Here is a 17,938-nt window from a genome sequence, read left to right on the forward strand (position 1 = left end):
ATCGCTCCCGTGATGCTGGCGTTTGCGTCAGCCTCGGAGGCACTGGGAAGCCCGACAAAGGCACACAACAATACAAAGTCTTAGAGGCCGGTACAGGTGGTTGCTATAAGAGACAGAGACATTTTTTTTATTGGTATAGATGGCGGTGGCAGCAAGTGTCGGGCCTCTATTGTGGATGCCAATAACCAGGTGCTCGGTACCGGTGTCGCCGGTCCAGCTAATCCTCTGCACGGATATGCGCAGACGATTGACTCCATAGTGCGCTCGGCCGCCCTGGCGCTGGCGGACGCCGATTTGCCTGCCCAAATGCTGGGGGAGCTTGTGGCCGGAGCCGGCCTTGCCGGTGTAAATATGCCGCGCCTGTACAGTGAAATGGCCGCCTGGGCCCATCCTTTCTCCAAACTGTACCTCACTACCGATCAACACACGGCCTGTCTGGGCGCTCACCGCGGCGGTGACGGTGCGGTGATTATCGTCGGCACAGGCTCATGTGGTTACGTTTGGGCTAACGGTCAGAGCAAACTGATTGGCGGCCACGGCTTTCCCCATGGCGATAAGGGCAGCGGCGCCTGGATGGGTATGGAGGCGGTGAAATACTTGCTGATGGCTTTGGATGGTCTCGCCGAGGACTCCAGACTGAAAAATGAACTGTTGCAGATGCTGGGTGCCGAGGACGCCAATGAGGTATTCGAGAAAATTGGCGGCAAGTCATCCAGCCACTATGCGCGCCTGGCGGTGCCGGTAATCGAGTGTGCCGAGGCCGGCGACCCGGTGGCGGAGGCCATAGTGCGCGATGGCGCCTCTTATATCAGCGATCTGGCGGATAAGTTGCTGGAGCTGAAACCGCCCAGATTGTCGATGATCGGTGGTTTGGCGCAGCGCTTGCGCCCCTGGTTGGCTCCGCATGTCGTGGAGCGCCTGGCCACCCCCCTGGAAGCGCCAGAAATGGGATGTGTTTATTTCGCCCGGCAGTCTCTGGCGAAGGAGGCAGGTGGCGGAGTCGATCACCCCGGAACCGATTCAAAGGCTTTTTACAGTTAACGGAAGTAGATTTTTTTATGAGCAAAGCTACGCACGCCGAGGCAACACAGGCAGACAGCAGTATGGCTACCACGGTGATGGAATCCGAGGCCCGCGAGGCGCCTATGCGCGTCGCGGAGCAGTTGCAAAGCAATGCGGCAATCATGGCCCGACTGGGTGAGCGCTTGCGCCGGGAACCGCCGCGGTTTGTGATGATCGTCGGGCGCGGCTCGTCCGACCACGCGGGTGTCTTCGCCAAGTATCTGATCGAGATTGAGACGGGCACACCCACTTTTGCCGCGGCGCCGTCGGTTTCCAGTGTCTACGGTCGCAAGTTGAAACTCGAAGGGGCGCTGGTGCTGGTGATTTCCCAGTCCGGCCGCAGCCCGGACATTCTCGCCCAGGCGCGGATGGCGAAGGCAGCGGGCGCTTATACCGTTGCGCTGGTCAATGACGAAACAGCGCCGATTAAAGACATCGTTGATCTGACGTTGCCCTTGAAGGCGGGGCCGGAAAAAGCTGTTGCCGCCACTAAGAGTTATCTGGCAACGCTTGCGGCAGTGCTGCAGCTGGTTGCCTACTGGAGCGAAAACCGCGAGCTGTTGAATGCGGTCGAGGCGTTGCCCCAGGCGCTCTCAGATGCGGTTGCCTCAGAGACCCAGCTGCGGCCTGAAGACCTGGCCGGAGTGAAGAATCTGGTGGTGCTCGGCCGCGGTCCTGGCTACGGCATCACCCGGGAGCTGGCGTTGAAATTAAAAGAGGTTTGCAATATTCACGCGGAGTCCTTTTCCAGTGCGGAATTCCTGCACGGACCGGTGACTCTGGTGGAGCAAGAACTCACGGTGGTCAATGTACCCATTGAGGACGAATCCTTCGAAACACACAGTGCGCAAATCGCCGATATCGTTCGCCGCGGCGGCACCATGATAAACCTGCACGTGCCCAGCAAAGGGGTGCACCCGCGGGTGGCACCGCTTGCGTTGCTGCAGCGTTTCTATATCGATGTCGCCCATGTGGCGGTCAGTCGGGGTATCAATCCGGATGCGCCGGCGGGCCTGAAGAAAGTGACTCAGACTCTGTAAATTTGGGAGCCCACAGCGATGCGCACTTTGGTAGCGGAGCGGCTATTCGATGGCGAACAGATCCGCAGTGATATTCCAGTGGTTATCGGCGACGACGGCCATATTTGCGCGATAGGCGGTGCGGTAACCGAGGGTGCTGAACGGCTTTCCGGACTGCTGGCTCCGGGTTTGGTGGATGTACAGGTCAACGGCGGCGGCGGCGCGCTCTTTAACAATGACCCCAGTGTCGAGGCGCTGTGGAAAATGAGTCAGGCCCATGCGCGTTTCGGCACCACGGCTTTCCTGCCGACCCTGATCACCGACAAAGTAGAAGTGATGCAGCGGGCCGCGGATGCGGTCAGCGCCGCGCTGCGCGAAGGGATACCCGGGGTTATTGGCGTGCATTTTGAAGGGCCTCATCTCAGTGTGCCCAAGAAGGGCACTCACGAGGAGCGCTTTATTCGTCCGCTTAGTGACGCGGAGCTGGCCATTTATGCCCGCGACGATCTCGGTATCAAGGTGGTTACCCTGGCACCGGAAAATGTGTCGCAAGAGGATATCCGCAGGCTGGTTGCCCTGGGTGTCAGGGTGTGTCTGGGGCACTCCAATGCCGATGGCGCTACCGCTGCGGCAGCGCTGCGGGCCGGCGCGACCGGCTTTACCCACCTGTACAACGCAATGTCGCCACTGCAGTCCCGCGAAGCGGGTATGGTGGGCACGGCGCTGATCAGTGACGGCGCCTGGTGCGGAATGATTGCCGATGGACACCACTTGTGTGTCGAGGCCATGACTTTGGCATTGAAAGCCAAGCCGCGCGGAAAATTGATGCTGGTGACCGATGCCATGTCCCTGGTGGGCAGTGATGAAACCAGCTTTCCTCTGTTTGAGCGAATCGTCACTAAGCGGGGGGACAAGTTGACCTCCACTACCGGCGAGTTGGCCGGTTCCCACTTGGATATGATCAGCGCCGTGCGCAATATCCGCGATTGGTGTGGTCTTGAGCTTGAAGAAGCTTTGCGTATGGGCAGTCTCTATCCGGCACAGTTTTTGGGATCTAGTGCCGGCCGTATCGCGGTGGGCGGGGCTGCCGACCTGATTTTGTTGGATGATAACTTGCGGGTGCAAAAAACCTGGATCGGTGGCAGGGAAGTTTTTTCTCAGCTTGCGTAAAAACGATAGAACGAATCATAACGATAAAAAGGTGCTCTAATGGAAACCGCAATTGCAACTCAGCGAGCCTCAAAAAGCAGCCTGCTGCCGATGGCGATTATCGGCACCCTGTTTTTTATTTTCGGCTTTGTGACTTGGTTGAACGGCTCCCTGATCCCGTTTTTAAAAATACTCTGCGATTTGAGTGATTTTCAGGCGCTGTTTGTTACTTTCGCCTTTTATATTGCCTACACGGTGATGGCGCTGCCGATGTCCTTTATCCTGCGCCGCGCCGGCTATCGCGACGGCATGGCCATAGGGCTGGGTATTATGGGCGTGGCGGCGCTGGTATTTATCCCCGCCGCGCAGATGGGCAGTTACCCGGTCTTCCTGCTGGCTCTGTTTGGCCTCGGTGGTGGTCTGACGATATTGCAGACCGCGTCCAATCCCTATGTGGTGCAATTGGGACCAGCCGAAAGTGCCGCCACGCGCATTGCAGTGATGGGCATTATCAACAAAAGTGCCGGTGTGTTGGCGCCAATCGTATTTACCGCGCTAGTTCTTTCCGGCCTTGCGGATTTCAATACCGAGGCCATCGCCAGGCTGGGCGAGGCCGAGCGCGAAGCGAAACTGAGCGAGGTGGCCAACCGCCTGGTAATGCCGTACATCTGTATGGCGGTGCTGTTGTTCTTACTGGTGGGGCTGGTGAAGCTTTCCGGTCTGCCGGATATTGAAGAGGAACATGCCTCTGATAGCGAAAGCAGGTCCGGCATATGGCAATTCCCACAAGTGGTATTGGGGGCTTTTGCTCTCTTCGCCTATGTGGGTGTGGAGGTCATCGCGGGCGATACCATAGGTCTCTATGGAGAGCGACTCGGTGTTGCCAACTTTGCGTCACTCACCTCCTACACCATGGTATTTATGGTGATCGGCTATCTGGTGGGTGTGACTTGCATTCCGCGCTTTATTTCTCAGCAACAGGCGCTGCTCGGCTCCGCTGTCGCTGGTTTTCTGTGTGTGCTTGGCGTTCTGTTGGCCTCCAAAGAGAGCACTGTAATTGCGAGTCTGCTCTGGGGCTGGTCCGGAATCCCTGTCATACCGGATACAGTGGCTTTCGTCGCTCTGATGGGGCTGGCCCACGCTCTCGTTTGGCCCTCAGTCTGGCCTCTGGCGCTGGATGGCTTGGGAAAATTCACCGCGCAGGGTTCGGCGCTGTTGATTATGGGGATCGCCGGTGGCGCGATTATTCCACTGTTGTTTGGCAAGGTGGCTGAACTTGCCGGTACCACGGGGGCTGGCTACAGCGTTGCGCTGCCTTGTTATCTGTTTATTCTTTTTTATGCAATCAAGGGCCACAAACTGCGCAGCTGGAAATAGTGAACTCGGTTGGATATCTATCCGTTATTTTTGGTTCTCGTCATCTTTGCCCTCTTCGCGAGGGCTTTTTTGTATTTTATTTAACGTGGACCCAGGTTGGTTCGCGCAGCCGTAAAAACTATTTTGACAGTGGGTGGGGCGGTCAAAAAAGGGGAGGCTGCAAACCGCCTGGCAAAAGGTGTCCGGTGGCGTTCTAAGGCCGCACGCGTGCGTTTTACCGGTGTGTCTGAGCGCTCGGGAACCAGCTGCAGCGCGCATGTGAGTGCATCAGAGGTCCCTCAATTCAGCAGCTGGGAAAATAGAGGTGCGCAGAGCACCATGGCCACGCCGGTAAAAATCATCGTTAAACTGGCGATGACGCCTTCCTCACGACCAAGCTCACGGGCCTTTGCTGTGCCGGCACCGTGGGAGGCTGCACCCAGAGCGATACCCTTGGCCAGAGAGGTGCGGATCCCAGCGAATTTAAAGATCGGTTCGGATAATGCCATTCCCGTAATACCAGTCATAATCACCAGCATCGCCGTAATATCGGGCACTCCGCCAAAAGCAGTGACTGCTTCCATTGCAAAAGGCATAGAAACGGAACGAACCAACATTCCGCTCGCCAGCGCCTCAGGCATGGGAAAAATTCGCACCAGAAGCCAGGATGAAAACAGGCCCAGTATTAGTCCGGTACCAACACCGATCGTCAGTGTTAGGGGGTACCGCAGAATTACCCTGCGTTCCTGATAGATTGGCACGGCAAAAGCAATTGTCGCTGGACCCAGCATCATCACCAGAAAATGGGTATAGAGATAGTAGTCTTCCAAGGGGATATGCAATACGAGGATTAGAGCGATGATACCCAGAGGAGCTGCCAGTAAGGGAGCCAGCAAAATATTTTTTCGGTGCTTATAGGCTGTTTTAGTCAGATAGTAAAAGCCTAGAGTGGCGGCCAGGCTCAGGGCCGCAAGCAGCGTGTCAGACATCGGCTTGGCCTCGCAAGTGACGTTTATGCAGGTGTTTTTCCAGGGTGAAAACGCGATCGACCACCCAGGCTGTTCCGGTCAAGACGAGTGCTGTGCCGACAATCAGTGTGGTAACGAGCACCCCGCCGTCCTCGCGGAGCATCACCCAGTTCTTGATTACCGACACAACTGGGGGGATGAAAAACAACAAAAGATCGCCGAGCAGCCAGCTGGAAGCTGCAACGACCGCTTTTTCCGGAACGATACGCAAGAGAAGCAACAAAGCGAGGATCGCCAAGCCGATGACACTGGCGGGGATCGGCAAATGTGTCAGTGCGACTATCTGATTACAGAGCCAGAAGAGTCCACAGAGGGCCGCAATCTGAAACAGTAGAAAAAGTGCAGAACCTGTGCGTGCCATAAAGCGGATCGTTTCTCTGGGGGTTAAGAAATGGGAATGAGCGTTAGTTTAGCGTTGAGCTTGAGATATATATAATGAATGTTAAATATGAAATGTATGAAATTAAGTTATGCAAATAGACCTGAAGGTATTGCGCTATTTAGTTGAAATCGTCCGCCACGGTGGTTTTGGCAAGGCGGCGGAACAGGTGCATCTTTCACAGCCAGCGCTCAGTAAAGCGATACGTGGCTTGGAGGAGGCACTGGGCGAGACCCTGCTGGAGCGGGGAGGTCGCGGTAGCCGCGTTCGGCTCACGCCCGCAGGAAAAGTGGTATATCGCCACGCAAATGCACTGTTGGAAGGCCGGGAGCAGATGCTCAATGAACTCCGTATGCTGCGAGGGCTCGAGTGCGGGGAGCTGCGCATTGGTCTTTCTCCGCTGGGAAGTGGCGAAATCTTTGCGCCAGTGATCGCCCGTTTTCGTGAACTCTACCCGGGCGTTGAAATTCACTTGCGGGAGCGGGGCGGGGTAGAGCAGGAGGACGCTTTGCGCAACGGGGAAATTGAACTGGCAACCAGTTTAAAACCGACGGATGAGGATATCGCCTGGATGCAGATTTGCGACGATCCGATGATGGTGGCATTGCCGCACGCCCACCCGATGTCGGAGACCGGAGCCATCCGTCTGGAGGCACTGGCTGAGGTGCCAATTGTCGGGTTTGAACCTGGTTTTATGTTGAGCAAGCTGATTAGGGATAACTGTCGTGCTGTGGGATTTGATCCGAGAGTCGTCGCAGAGGTTTCCCATCCAGACTTCGGTCTCGCGCTGGTGGCCGCTGGTACTGGAGTTATGTTGTTACCCCGATTGATCGCGGAACGTCACAAAACAGACGGAGTCGTTGTCGTTCCTCTCGATAGTACGCTCTTGCGTTGGACTCTTTCTTTGATTTGGCGTCGGAATGCGAGCCTCTCTTTTGCTGCAAGAAAAATGCGGGAAATGATAAGGGAAATGCTCTGACAAGCGGTCGACTGACGCCGGTTTATCCCATTTCTCCCTTCGGCAGCGGTGAAAGCGCGCATGTGCATATCTCTAGAAAAAAACGCTGCACACTTTTGATAATCTTTTAATCCTATTGAGTTTCTTTTGCTGATATAAATTTCCTATTAGGACCATGGTGATATCTAAATATCTTTCCCTCCCCGTGCCGGTGATACTGGAAGTCATAGCTAAGGAGCCCCTGATTCTTTTACGCGAACATGGAGGTGAGGCAGGCGGTTCCTTTCATCGATATGACCCAATTTCGTAGTTATCTCCTGACTGCGGAGTGAAAGCAAAGGAGTCTCACCATGGAAAACAATACCTCTTCCGCAGGCAAATGCCCCTTTATGCACGGCAGCAATACGGAAGTGGGCAAATCCGTCACCGACTGGTGGCCCAACGCCCTCAACCTCGACATTCTCCACCAGCACGACCGCAAGACCGATCCCATGGGGGGAGACTTTGACTACCACAAAGCGCTGAAAAAGCTGGATGTGGCAGCGCTCAAGCAGGATCTGCGTGAGCTGATCACCAGCAGCCAGGAGTGGTGGCCCTCCGACTGGGGCAGCTATGTGGGCATGTTCGCCCGTGTGGCTTGGCACGCCGCCGGTTCCTACCGTCTGGCGGATGGCCGTGGCGGTGGCGGCACAGGCAACCAGCGTTTTGCACCGCTCAATTCCTGGCCGGACAACGTCAACACCGACAAGGGCCGCCGTCTGTTGTGGCCGATCAAGAAAAAATACGGCAACAAGATCTCCTGGGCGGATCTGATCATCCTGGCTGGCACCATCGCCTATGAGGTGGCCGGGCTCAAGACCTACGGCTTTGCTTTTGGCCGCAAGGATATCTGGCACCCGGAGAAGGACACCTACTGGGGGGCCGAGAAGGAATGGCTGGCGCCCAGCGATGGCCGCTATGAGGATGTGGGCAAACCGGAAACCATGGAGAATCCCCTGGCGGCGGTACAAATGGGGCTGATCTACGTGAACCCGGAAGGGGTGAACGGCCAGCCGGACCCGCAGAAAACCGCCGAGCAGATCCGTGAGACCTTCGCCCGCATGGCAATGAACGATGAGGAGACCGTGGCCCTCACCGCCGGCGGCCACACCATCGGCAAGTGCCACGGCAACGGCCGCGCCGAAGATCTGAGTCCGGATCCGGAGGCCGCCGATGTGGAATACCAGGGCATCGGCTGGATTAATACCAAGGGGCGCGGCATCGGCCGCGACACCGTGGTCAGCGGCATCGAAGGCGCCTGGACCACCAACCCCACCCAGTGGGACATGGGCTACTTTGAGATGCTGTTTGGCCACGAGTGGGAGCTGAAGAAGAGCCCGGCCGGTGCCTGGCAGTGGGAGCCGGTGAGCATCAAGGAGGAGGATATGCCGGTGGATGTGGAGGACCCCTCCATCCGTCGCAAGCCGATCATGACCGATGCGGACATGGCGATGAAGGTGGACCCGATCTACAACCAGATCTGCCAGAAATTCATGGCGGACCCGGCCTACTTCGATGACTGCTTTGCCCGCGCCTGGTTCAAACTGACCCACCGCGACATGGGACCGAAAAGCCGTTACTTTGGTCCGGACGTGCCCAAAGAGGACCTGATCTGGCAGGATCCGGTGCCCGAAGGCCCGACCCAGTACGATATCGGCCACCTGAAAAGTCTAATTGCCGCCAGTGGTCTCTCCATCTCAGACATGGTCAGTACTGCCTGGGATAGCGCCCGCACCTTCCGCGGCTCCGACTACCGCGGCGGGGCCAACGGTGCCCGCATCCGCCTGACGCCGCAGAAGGACTGGGCCGGCAATGAGCCGGAGCGGCTGCAGCGGGTGCTCTCGGTGCTGGAACCCCTGGCCGCCAAAGTGGGGGCATCCATCGCCGACACCATCGTGCTGGCCGGCTCCCTGGGTGTGGAGATGGCCGCCAAGGCCGCGGGGGTCAACATCGATGTACCCTTCGCGCCGGGGCGCGGTGATGCCACCGACGCGATGACCGATGCCGACTCCTTCTCTGTGCTGGAACCCCTGGCCGATGGCTTCCGCAACTGGCTCAAGCAGAAGTTTGTGGTCACCCCTGAAGAGATGCTGCTCGACCGGGCCCAGCTGATGGGACTGACCGCACCGGAGATGACCGTGCTGATCGGCGGCATGCGGGTGCTGGGCACCAACTACGGCGGCCGCAAGGAGGGGGTCTTCACCGACCGGGAGGGCGTGCTGAGCAACGACTTCTTCGTCAACCTGACCGACATGGCCTACAGCTGGAAACCGGCGGGGGACAACCTGTATAACATCGTTGACCGCCGCAGCGGCGAAACCCGCTGGACCGCCACCCGGGTCGACTTGGTGTTCGGTTCCAACTCCATCCTGCGCGCTTACTCCGAGGTGTACGCCCAGGATGACAACCAGGAGAAATTCGTCAAGGATTTCGTCAAGGCCTGGGTCAAGGTGATGAATGCGGATCGTTTTGACCTGAAGTAATCACACCCGGATACAGGAGGGAGGCGCGGGCTTGCGCGCCTCTTTCCTGTGCGTTTATTCACGCGTGACGGCCTGCAGAATCCAGGGGCCGTTGCATTTTTTCGGTTGGCGGTATCGCATTTCCCACCGGGAACAGGTCCCGACAGCTCGCCGTCAGTGCAGGCTGGGCGTTTAGCCCGGTGCTGGCCCGCTGGAATCCCGTATCACCAGCTCCGGTGTGAACTCTTTTTGAATGCCTGCCTCTTTGTGTGCTTTTCCGTTCTCTGTGCCTTTGCTGCGGGCTTTGTTCAGAACCAGTGCGGCGGCGCACTTGGCGATTTCGTTGTTGGGTTGGTGAGCAGTGGTGAGTTTGGGCCAGGTTTGGCGCGAAAAGGGGCTATCCTCGAAGCCGACGATGGAAAGCTGCTCGGGGATTTTGATATCCATCAGTCGCGCGGCGAAGAGGGCGCCGGCAGCTATTTCATCGTTACTGGCAAAGATTGCCGTGGGCGGGTTGGCTGACTGTAGGAGCTTCTTGGCGCCCTCGACACCGGAATCAAAGGCGTATTCGCCTTTCAGTATCAGCTCCTTCTCGATTGGCAGGCCGGCTTCCCGCAGCGCCCGGCGGTAGCCGTCCAGGCGGGCGCGGGTAGAGATGTGACCCTCGCTACCGCAGAGAAAGCCGATGCGTCTGTGGTTGAGCTCTAATAGGTGCTTTGTCAGCGCATAGGCCGCTCCATTGTCGTCCACTTGTATGCAATTTTCCTCATCGTCCTCAGCGGCCGCGGCGGAAAGGATGCGTACATAGTGCAGGTCCAGAGAGCGGACGGTATCAATGATTGCCTGGTCTTCCGAGAATGGGGGTGTCAGGACCAGCCCCGCAATCCTGGAATGCCTCACCAGGTTTTTCAGTTCATCGTGCACTGCGTCCGATTTGGCATTGCTCGGGTGAATCAGCAGCTCGTAACCGCGTGCCCGGCAGGCTTCGAGTATGCCGTTCTGCATGTCAATCACATAGTAGGCATTCGGATTGTCATAGATAAAGGCAATAGTGTAGGAGCGGGTGCCGGCAAGATTGCGCGCGGCGAGGTTGGGTTGGTAATTGAGTGCCTCTACGGCGTCGATCACCTTTTTCCGGGTAGCGGGGCGCACCGAGGGCTCATTGTTGATAACGCGGGAAACTGTCTTGATGGAAACGCCGGCCTGTGCGGCAACATCGTTGATGGTGACTTTCATCTGGGCGCTTGTCCTTGTAGTGGAGACCGCTGCCGATTGGAAGCTGGGCGCGGTGTGATATGAGCGGCTCGCCCGCGCCAAGCCCCCACGGAGTGGAGTTCTGTCCTCTTCGACTCCGCCAGCGCTGTCAGACCCTGTTTCGGCAAAATAAACGATTTTATCAGCAAATGGCTGCTTTTTGCTTGGAAATCGGGGAGGGCGGCTGACCCTGTTTCCAGTCGCTTTTGCACAGGATGGCAGGCCATGCCTCTTTTGTAAATTTATTACATATGGCGTATGTGGTCGTGTTGAGCTTGGTGGTGCGGGTTTTCCATCGGTGCGCCTGCTTAGGGGTGGGGGTGTTTGGGGTGGGGCTTTATAGGGTGGCGCGATCAAAAATTGAGGGTGTTCATTATTGTAGTCAGTCGTTAGGGGGTCTCTGATTAATTCATTTCCTGGGGGCGGAGTTTCTTCGGGGGCGTATGTGAAGCTCAGGTGATAGGAGGCGTATTTCGAAATCGCCGGATACAAGGGGGTATCCGGCGGATCTGCAGGGAAGTGCTCGTGCCTTTTTGAAATATCCGTCCTATTGCCTGAGCGTCCCGGAATCTAGCGTTGTGTTCACGCGAATTAATCAGAGGTTCCTTAGCTTCAGTGAGGGTTTTCCGAGGGCTCTCGGGGTGGGGCTTGTGTGTGGCCGCCCCGCAATTGTTGCGGGGTGGGGTGCTTGAAAGAGTTTGTAAATTTACTACATAATAGCGCACCGGCCAGCAGCTCCGCCGGTTTAGTGCCGGATCTGCGGGAATCTGTTCAAACCTGAGGCAGCACACTTTGCTGCCTCAGCTGAGTTCCCGCTCACGCGGGGGCGCCGGTCGCCATTGGTCAGGATCAAATTTCGCGGTTGGGAAGCATGAACGCAAAGTCGTTTTCCATGCCCGAACAGTGGCGTTGGGCAAAGGACCGGCCGCGGCGCTAAAACCACAGGTGGATAACGGTGAATCCGGAGGGCAAAGCGCCCCACCTGGCCCTGATATTTTCTGCCAGCGGGTAGAGACCTGCGTCGCCGCGCTGAAGTCTGCCGGCTGAGTAAAACGGAAGAGTTATGCTACACAGCAAGGTTCAAGCAGTTACCGAGCGAATTATTGAACGCAGTGAGGAAACCCGCGCCCAATACCTCGCACAAGTCGATAAAGCGCATATCGAGGGGCGTGCCAGCAGTCGTCTCTCCTGCGGCAACCTGGCCCACGCCATCGCCGCCTCCGATGAAAAAGACAAGAATCTGATTGCCTCTGGGCGCGGTCCCAACTTGGCGATAGTCACCGCCTACAACGATATGCTTTCCGCGCACCAGCCCTATGGCGCCTACCCGTCGCAATTGAAAGAGGCCGCCGCCCGCTGTGGTGCCACAGCCCAGGTGGCCGGTGGTGTGCCCGCCATGTGCGACGGCGTCACCCAGGGGCGCGCAGGTATGGAGCTCTCCCTGTTTTCCCGCGATGTTATTGCCATGTCCACGGCCATTGCCCTTTCCCACGATGTGTTCGAAGGGGCCATGTATCTCGGTATCTGCGACAAGATCGTGCCCGGCCTGGTGATCGGCGCTCTGGCCTTCGGCCATTTGCCGGCGATGTTTGTGCCTGCGGGCCCCATGCCCACCGGGCTGGCCAACGCGGAGAAAGTGCGCGTGCGCCAGCTGTTCGCCGAAGGCAAGGTGGGGCGCAAAGAGCTGCTGGAGGCGGAGAGCGCGTCTTACCACAGTCCCGGGACCTGCACTTTTTACGGTACGGCGAATTCCAACCAGATGTTGGTGGAGATCATGGGCTTGCAGTTGCCGGGCAGTTCCTTTGTGAACCCCGGCACCGAGCTGCGCCAAGCGCTGAACGGGGCGGCGGTTGAGCAGCTGGTCCGGATTACCGAGCCCAGTCAGCACACCCCTATCGCCAAGATTCTCACTGAAAAAGCCTTCGTCAACGGCATTGTCGGCCTGCTGGCGACCGGCGGCTCTACCAATCACACCCTGCACCTGGTGGCCATGGCCCGTGCCGCAGGCATTCAGTTGACCTGGCAGGATATGGCGGAACTCTCCGAAGTGGTGCCCTTGCTTTGCCGTGTTTATCCAAACGGCACCGCTGACATTAACCACTTCGCCGCCGCCGGCGGCATGCAGTTTTTGATTCGCGAGTTGCTGGGCGCAGGATTGTTGCACGCGGATGTGCACACGGTACTCGGCGACTCGGGCCTGGAACCCTACTGCCGCGACCCCTTCCTCAATGAAGACAAAAGCGGTGTGGTCTGGCGGCCGGCGCCGGAAACCAGTGGCGACCCGGATGTGATCCGTCCGGTGAATGAGCCCTTCTCCCATCACGGTGGCCTGCAGCTGTTGGAGGGCAACCTGGGTCGCAGCGTGATCAAGGTGTCCGCGCTGAAGCCGGAAAATCTGCAGGTGAAGGCGCCTGCGGTGGTCTTCCACAGTCAGGACCAGTTGCTGGAGCGTTTCAAGGCCGGCGAACTGGAAAAAGACTTTGTTGCTGTCGTGCGTTTCCAGGGGCCACAGGCCAACGGTATGCCCGAACTACACAAGCTGACGCCGACCCTGGGCGTGTTGCAGGACCGCGGTTTCAAAGTAGCGCTAATCACCGACGGCCGTATGTCCGGCGCTTCCGGTAAGGTTCCGGCGGCTATCCATATGTCGCCGGAGGCGGTGGAAGGCGGTCCCATCGCCAAAGTCCGCGACGGAGACCTGATCGAATTGGATGCCGATGCCGGAATTCTGCGCGTTCTTGTGGACGATGCCGAACTGGCCGCGCGCGAGCCTGCCTCTGGAGATCTCTCCAGCAGTGCCCGCGGCACTGGCCGGGAATTGTTTGCGAATATGCGTTCACTGGCTAGCGGCGCAGAAAGTGGCGCCAGCATTCTTTATTAAATTACGGCGCGCAAAACAGGCGCCGAAAGACAGGAAATCAGAGCGAATATATGGCTAACCCATTTGACATGGTGTTGTTTGGCGGTGGAGGCGACCTGGCGTTGCGCAAGCTGATTCCCGCCTTGTACCGCGCACACAGGGAGGGCAGCCTGGCTGAGGGCTGCCGCATATTGCCGGTCTGCCGGCGCCAGGAGGATGCGGACAATTATCTGGAAACGGCCCAGCAGGCACTGAAAACCCACTTGCGCGATGGCGAGTACAACGACAACTGCTGGCGGGAGTTCAGTGAGTTGCTGCGCGCCGTGGCCCTGGATATTTCTGTGCCGGATGAACAGTGGGACTCTCTCACTGATGTTCTCGGCAGTGACTCGGAGCGGGTGCGGATTTTTTACCTGGCGATTCCACCGGCGGTGTTTGGTCCCTGTTGCGAGAATCTGTCGCTGAAGGGATTGATTCACGAAAACTCCCGCGTGGTGGTAGAGAAGCCCTTGGGTTACAACGCCCGCACTTCAGACGAGATCAACGGCAAGATTGCCACCTATTTTCCGGAACAGAACATATTTCGCATCGACCACTACCTGGGTAAGGAAACCGTTCAGAATCTGCTCGCGCTGCGTTTCAGTAACGTGCTTTTCGAGCATCTGTGGGATGCGAAGACCATCGACCATATTCAGATCAGTATTTCCGAAACTGTCGGCCTCGAGGGCAGAGCGGGTTTCTACGATGAAACAGGTGCTTTGCGCGATATGGTACAGAACCACCTGCTACAGCTGCTGTGCCTGATTGCCATGGAGTCCCCCAACAGCATGTCGGCGAAAAATATTCGCGCCGAGAAGATCAAGGTGCTGGAAGCGCTGCGTCCATTGGTGGGAGAGGCGGTCGATCAGAATATTGTGCGCGGCCAGTATGTGGCGGGTGGTCTGGGAACCCAACTGGTGCCTGGCTATCTCGAGGAACTGGAGGCGGCCAGGAGCAGTACGGAGACTTTTGTTGCCATACGCGCACACATTGATAACTGGCGTTGGGCCGGCGTGCCTTTTTATCTGCGCACCGGCAAACGTATGGAGAAGCGCTGTGCGGAAATTGTGATCCAGTACAAGTGCGTATCTCACCGGGTATACGACGAATCCGCCGGCGAGGTGATACCCAACCGCCTGGTGATCCGCCTGCAGCCGGAGGAAAGCATCAAACTGGTGCTGATGGCAAAAAAAATGGACAGCCTGACCATGGAGCTGCAGCCGGCGGAGTTGAACCTCACCCTGTCAGATACCTACGACAGCTTCCGCAGCGATGCCTACAAGCGCTTGATGCTCGACGTGGCGGAGAACAACCCGGCGCTGTTTATCCACCGCGACGAAGTCGCCGCCGCCTGGGCCTGGGTAGATCCAATCATCAACCACTGGCGGGATACCGGCAACCAGCCGCATCTTTACCGCGCTGGAAGCTGGGGTCCCCAGGCCGCCAGTGAACTGCTGGCCCGCGACGGTCGCCACTGGTTCAACGCGCAATAGGCAGGTGGGCGCAATGGTAGAAGAAAAATTCTATTCAGACCGCGAGCGGTTGGTTCAGGCACTGGTGCACGACTGTGCCAGTGAACTGCAAAAAGGTATTAAGGAGCGCGGTCAGGCGAGCTTCCTGGTTTCCGGTGGCAGTACGCCTGAGCCGGTGTATCGCGAACTGTCGAAGCGGCCCCTGCCCTGGCCGCAGATTACCGTCGCCCTGGTGGACGAGCGCTGGGTGGACAGAAACGAGAGCGGCAGCAATCAGGCGTTTATCGAGAAAACACTGTTGCAAAACTGCGCCGCTGAGGCGCCCCTGCTCGCCATGAAAACTCCGCACGCCACCGCCGCTGAAGGCGAGGAAGATTGTGAGCGCGCCTACGCAGAACTTCCGAAGCCTTTTGACGTTTGCATATTGGGTATGGGGAGCGACGGACACACAGCTTCACTTTTTCCGCACGCCGATGGGCTGGCCGCAGCGTTGAATCCGGACTCGCAAAAATTGTGCAGTGCCATTACCGCCAGACAAAGCGAAGTTACCGGCGTTCACACGGAGCGTATGACTCTGACTCTGGCGGCGATATTACAGGCCCGGGATATTAAGCTGCTGATTACCGGCAACGAAAAACTGAAAGTTTATCGCGAGGCATTGCTCGGCAGTGACGAGTTGGAAATGCCGGTGCGCAGTATTCTCAAGCAGGGCTTAAAACCGGTCACCGTTTATTGGGCGCCTTAAATTCAACGGCCCCGCTTTTGTCCCGATCGTGTAATCGGAGACTTTTGTAACAAAAGGTTTGGAATTCAAAGATGCAAGAAAAACTCGCCGAAGTACTGGAACAGGCCAAAGTAATCCCGGTGCTGGTAATCGACGATGTCGAAGATGCCCTGCCGCTGGCGGAAGCCTTGGTGGAAGGTGGTTTGAACGTACTGGAAATCACACTGCGTACCGAGGCGGCGTTGGCCGCGGTGGAACGCATCGCCAAACAGCTTCCGGACGCCCATATCGGCACTGGTACGGTACTGAGTGGCGAAGATGTGCGCCGCTCTGAGGATGCCGGCGCGTCTTTTATGGTCAGTCCGGGAACCACTGAGCAACTTCTGGACGCGGCGGAGAGCAGCGATGTGCCACTGCTTCCGGGGGTCGCCAACCCCTCTGAAGTGATGCGCTTGTTGGAGCGTGGTTACCGCTACCAGAAATTCTTCCCCGCCCAGGCCGCTGGCGGCGTACCCATGCTCAAGTCCATCGGTGGGCCCCTGGCACAGGTGCGTTTCTGTCCCACCGGTGGTGTGAGTCCGAACAATGCCAGGGATTATCTGGCGTTGCCCAACGTCATCTGCGTGGGCGGCTCCTGGATGGCGGCAGTCAACCTGGTTCGGGAAAAAAGATGGGCCGAAATCACCCGTCTGGCGAAAGAGGCCGCCACCCTGTAAGGGAATCCCTGATGAATTTCCATGAGCGCTGAAGTTGACCCAGGGGCGCTCGAATTTTTGGGTGGATACTTCGAAAGTGCACGTACAGTCCCCGGTTATACCGTTTCCGGTAACCGGTAGTGTCGAAATATCTAGCCCGCAACTTGTACTTCTTATCCGGGCGCGGAGCGGTCTCGAATGCCTGGGGCGAATTTATCAGGGGCCTACGCGTTAATTCTCGTTCTCCTCTCCAGCTGGAGGGAGATAGGGGAATGAGGGGAGAGGGTAAAAGCGATTTGCAATAATGAGGCTATAGCGAGATGAAAATTAAAATTGCCATTAACGGCTACGGCCGCATCGGCCGCAACGTCACCCGTGCCATCTACGAATCCGGATATAACGACCGTGTGCAGCTGGTGGCGATCAACGACTTGGCTCCGGTGGAGTCCAATGCCCACCTGACCCGCTTTGATACTATTCACGGTCGCTTTAATACCGAAGTGGCCGTGGAAGGCGAGGACCTGCTGATCGGTGGCGACCGCATCCGCGTCTGCCAGGAGCGGGAACCGGCCAAGTTGCCCTGGGCGGAACTGGGTGTCGACCTAGTGCTTGAGTGCACCGGCCGCTTTACCGACAAGGCCTCCGCCTCTGAGCATATTGCCGCTGGCGCCAAGGCGGTACTGATTTCTGCGCCGTCCAAGGACGCGGATCTGACCGTCGTCTATGGCGTTAACCACGACAAGCTGACCCCCGATCACAAAGTGGTTTCCAACGCTTCCTGCACTACCAACTGTCTGGCGCCGGTGGCTAAGGCCCTGCACCGCGAGTTGGGAATAGAGCGCGGATTTATGACCACGGTACACGCTTATACCAACGACCAGAATACCCAGGATGCGGTGCACAAGGATATCTACCGAGCCCGCGCCGCCGCCGACAATATGATTCCCACCAAAACCGGTGCAGCCGCAGCTGTTGGCCTGGTATTGCCGGAGCTGAAAGGCCGCCTGGATGGAATGGCCGTGCGCGTACCGGTCAACAACGTCTCCCTGGTGGACTGCCAGTTTATCGCCGGTCGTGAAACCAGCGTGGAAGAGGTCAATCGCATCATGAAAGCTGCCGCAGAGGCCAGTGGTGGTGTACTGACTTACTGCGATCAGCCGCTGGTATCCGTGGACTTCAATCACACCAATGCCTCCAGCCACTTCGACGCCAATCATACCCGCGTCAACGGCAATCTGGTCAAGGTAATGGCCTGGTATGACAACGAGTGGGGCTTCTCCCACCGCATGCTCGACACCAGCCTGGCCATGGCGGAGTCACTGCAACTGAATCAGGTTGCGGCTGAAACTGCCTGAGTTTTCCTCCCGCCTCTCTCACGGTTGACTTGAGTGGGGCGGGGGCGTGCAGCCTTTCCGAACCTCATTTTTCATAATAACTCCCAA

General features: G+C 57.7%; 14 protein-coding genes. 11 read left to right on the top strand and 3 right to left on the bottom strand.

All coding sequences use genetic code 11. The features are described from left to right. Positions 1-96: 96 nt before the first annotated feature. The 4 genes from nagK to gluP are packed head-to-tail and all read left to right on the top strand — an operon-like array spanning position 97 to position 4,607. Positions 97-1,041 (top strand): N-acetylglucosamine kinase, encoded by a 945-nt coding sequence (gene nagK, locus BM155_RS00715; protein WP_067152102.1) that lies wholly within the window; start codon positions 97-99, stop codon positions 1,039-1,041. 17 nt (positions 1,042-1,058) lie between these two features. Next, a complete protein-coding gene (nagB-II, locus tag BM155_RS00720) occupies positions 1,059-2,102 on the top strand; it encodes a glucosamine-6-phosphate deaminase NagB-II (RefSeq protein WP_231902463.1) in 1,044 nt (347 codons plus the stop codon). A gap of 18 nt (positions 2,103-2,120) precedes the next feature. Continuing rightward, on the top strand, positions 2,121-3,251 hold the full coding sequence (gene nagA / locus BM155_RS00725; protein ID WP_074900517.1) for an N-acetylglucosamine-6-phosphate deacetylase: 1,131 nt from the start codon (positions 2,121-2,123) through the stop codon (positions 3,249-3,251). Positions 3,252-3,290: 39 nt separating this feature from the next. Beyond that, positions 3,291-4,607, top strand: coding sequence for a glucose/galactose MFS transporter (gluP, locus tag BM155_RS00730; protein WP_074900520.1), 1,317 nt, complete (start codon positions 3,291-3,293; stop codon positions 4,605-4,607). A 278-nt stretch (positions 4,608-4,885) separates the two neighbouring features. On the opposite strand, the gene BM155_RS00735 is transcribed toward gluP, so the two are convergent. Both BM155_RS00735 and BM155_RS00740 read right to left on the bottom strand, forming a co-directional pair. Next, positions 4,886-5,575 (bottom strand): LrgB family protein, encoded by a 690-nt coding sequence (locus tag BM155_RS00735; RefSeq protein WP_074900523.1) that lies wholly within the window; start codon positions 5,573-5,575, stop codon positions 4,886-4,888. Beyond that, positions 5,568-5,975 (bottom strand): CidA/LrgA family protein, encoded by a 408-nt coding sequence (locus BM155_RS00740; RefSeq protein WP_074900526.1) that lies wholly within the window; start codon positions 5,973-5,975, stop codon positions 5,568-5,570. The genes BM155_RS00735 and BM155_RS00740 overlap by 8 nt, the downstream gene beginning before the upstream one ends. Before the next feature lie 109 nt (positions 5,976-6,084). Between BM155_RS00740 and BM155_RS00745 the strand changes: the two genes are divergently transcribed. Both BM155_RS00745 and katG read left to right on the top strand, forming a co-directional pair. Then, complete coding sequence (locus tag BM155_RS00745) at positions 6,085-6,972, top strand: LysR family transcriptional regulator (RefSeq protein WP_197463052.1); 888 nt, start codon at positions 6,085-6,087, stop codon at positions 6,970-6,972. 329 nt (positions 6,973-7,301) lie between these two features. Next, positions 7,302-9,473 carry a catalase/peroxidase HPI gene (gene katG, locus BM155_RS00750; protein ID WP_074900527.1) on the top strand — a complete coding sequence of 724 codons (2,172 nt, stop codon included), beginning with the start codon at positions 7,302-7,304 and terminating at the stop codon, positions 9,471-9,473. A 171-nt stretch (positions 9,474-9,644) separates the two neighbouring features. Here katG and BM155_RS00755 read toward each other — a convergent pair whose 3' ends face one another. Next, the gene (locus BM155_RS00755) at positions 9,645-10,688 is read right to left on the bottom strand and encodes a LacI family DNA-binding transcriptional regulator (RefSeq protein ID WP_067152113.1); all 1,044 of its coding nucleotides are present in this window, start codon (positions 10,686-10,688) and stop codon (positions 9,645-9,647) included. A gap of 1,081 nt (positions 10,689-11,769) precedes the next feature. Here BM155_RS00755 and edd point away from each other — a divergent pair. The 5 genes from edd to gap all read left to right on the top strand — a co-directional run bounded on the left by edd (position 11,770) and on the right by gap (position 17,851). Beyond that, entirely contained in the window at positions 11,770-13,587 is a 1,818-nt protein-coding gene (gene edd / locus BM155_RS00760) for a phosphogluconate dehydratase (protein ID WP_067152115.1), read from the top strand. A 50-nt stretch (positions 13,588-13,637) separates the two neighbouring features. Then, positions 13,638-15,098, top strand: coding sequence for a glucose-6-phosphate dehydrogenase (zwf, locus tag BM155_RS00765; protein ID WP_067152117.1), 1,461 nt, complete (start codon positions 13,638-13,640; stop codon positions 15,096-15,098). Between the two features lie 13 nt (positions 15,099-15,111). Beyond that, positions 15,112-15,822 (top strand): 6-phosphogluconolactonase, encoded by a 711-nt coding sequence (pgl, locus tag BM155_RS00770; protein ID WP_074900537.1) that lies wholly within the window; start codon positions 15,112-15,114, stop codon positions 15,820-15,822. Positions 15,823-15,893: 71 nt separating this feature from the next. Beyond that, a complete protein-coding gene (locus tag BM155_RS00775) occupies positions 15,894-16,517 on the top strand; it encodes a bifunctional 4-hydroxy-2-oxoglutarate aldolase/2-dehydro-3-deoxy-phosphogluconate aldolase (RefSeq protein WP_067152121.1) in 624 nt (207 codons plus the stop codon). A gap of 299 nt (positions 16,518-16,816) precedes the next feature. Next, a complete protein-coding gene (gap, locus tag BM155_RS00780) occupies positions 16,817-17,851 on the top strand; it encodes a type I glyceraldehyde-3-phosphate dehydrogenase (RefSeq protein ID WP_074900539.1) in 1,035 nt (344 codons plus the stop codon). Positions 17,852-17,938 lie beyond the last annotated feature (87 nt).

Source organism: Microbulbifer thermotolerans, assembly GCF_900112305.1.
Lineage (GTDB): Bacteria > Pseudomonadota > Gammaproteobacteria > Pseudomonadales > Cellvibrionaceae > Microbulbifer > Microbulbifer thermotolerans.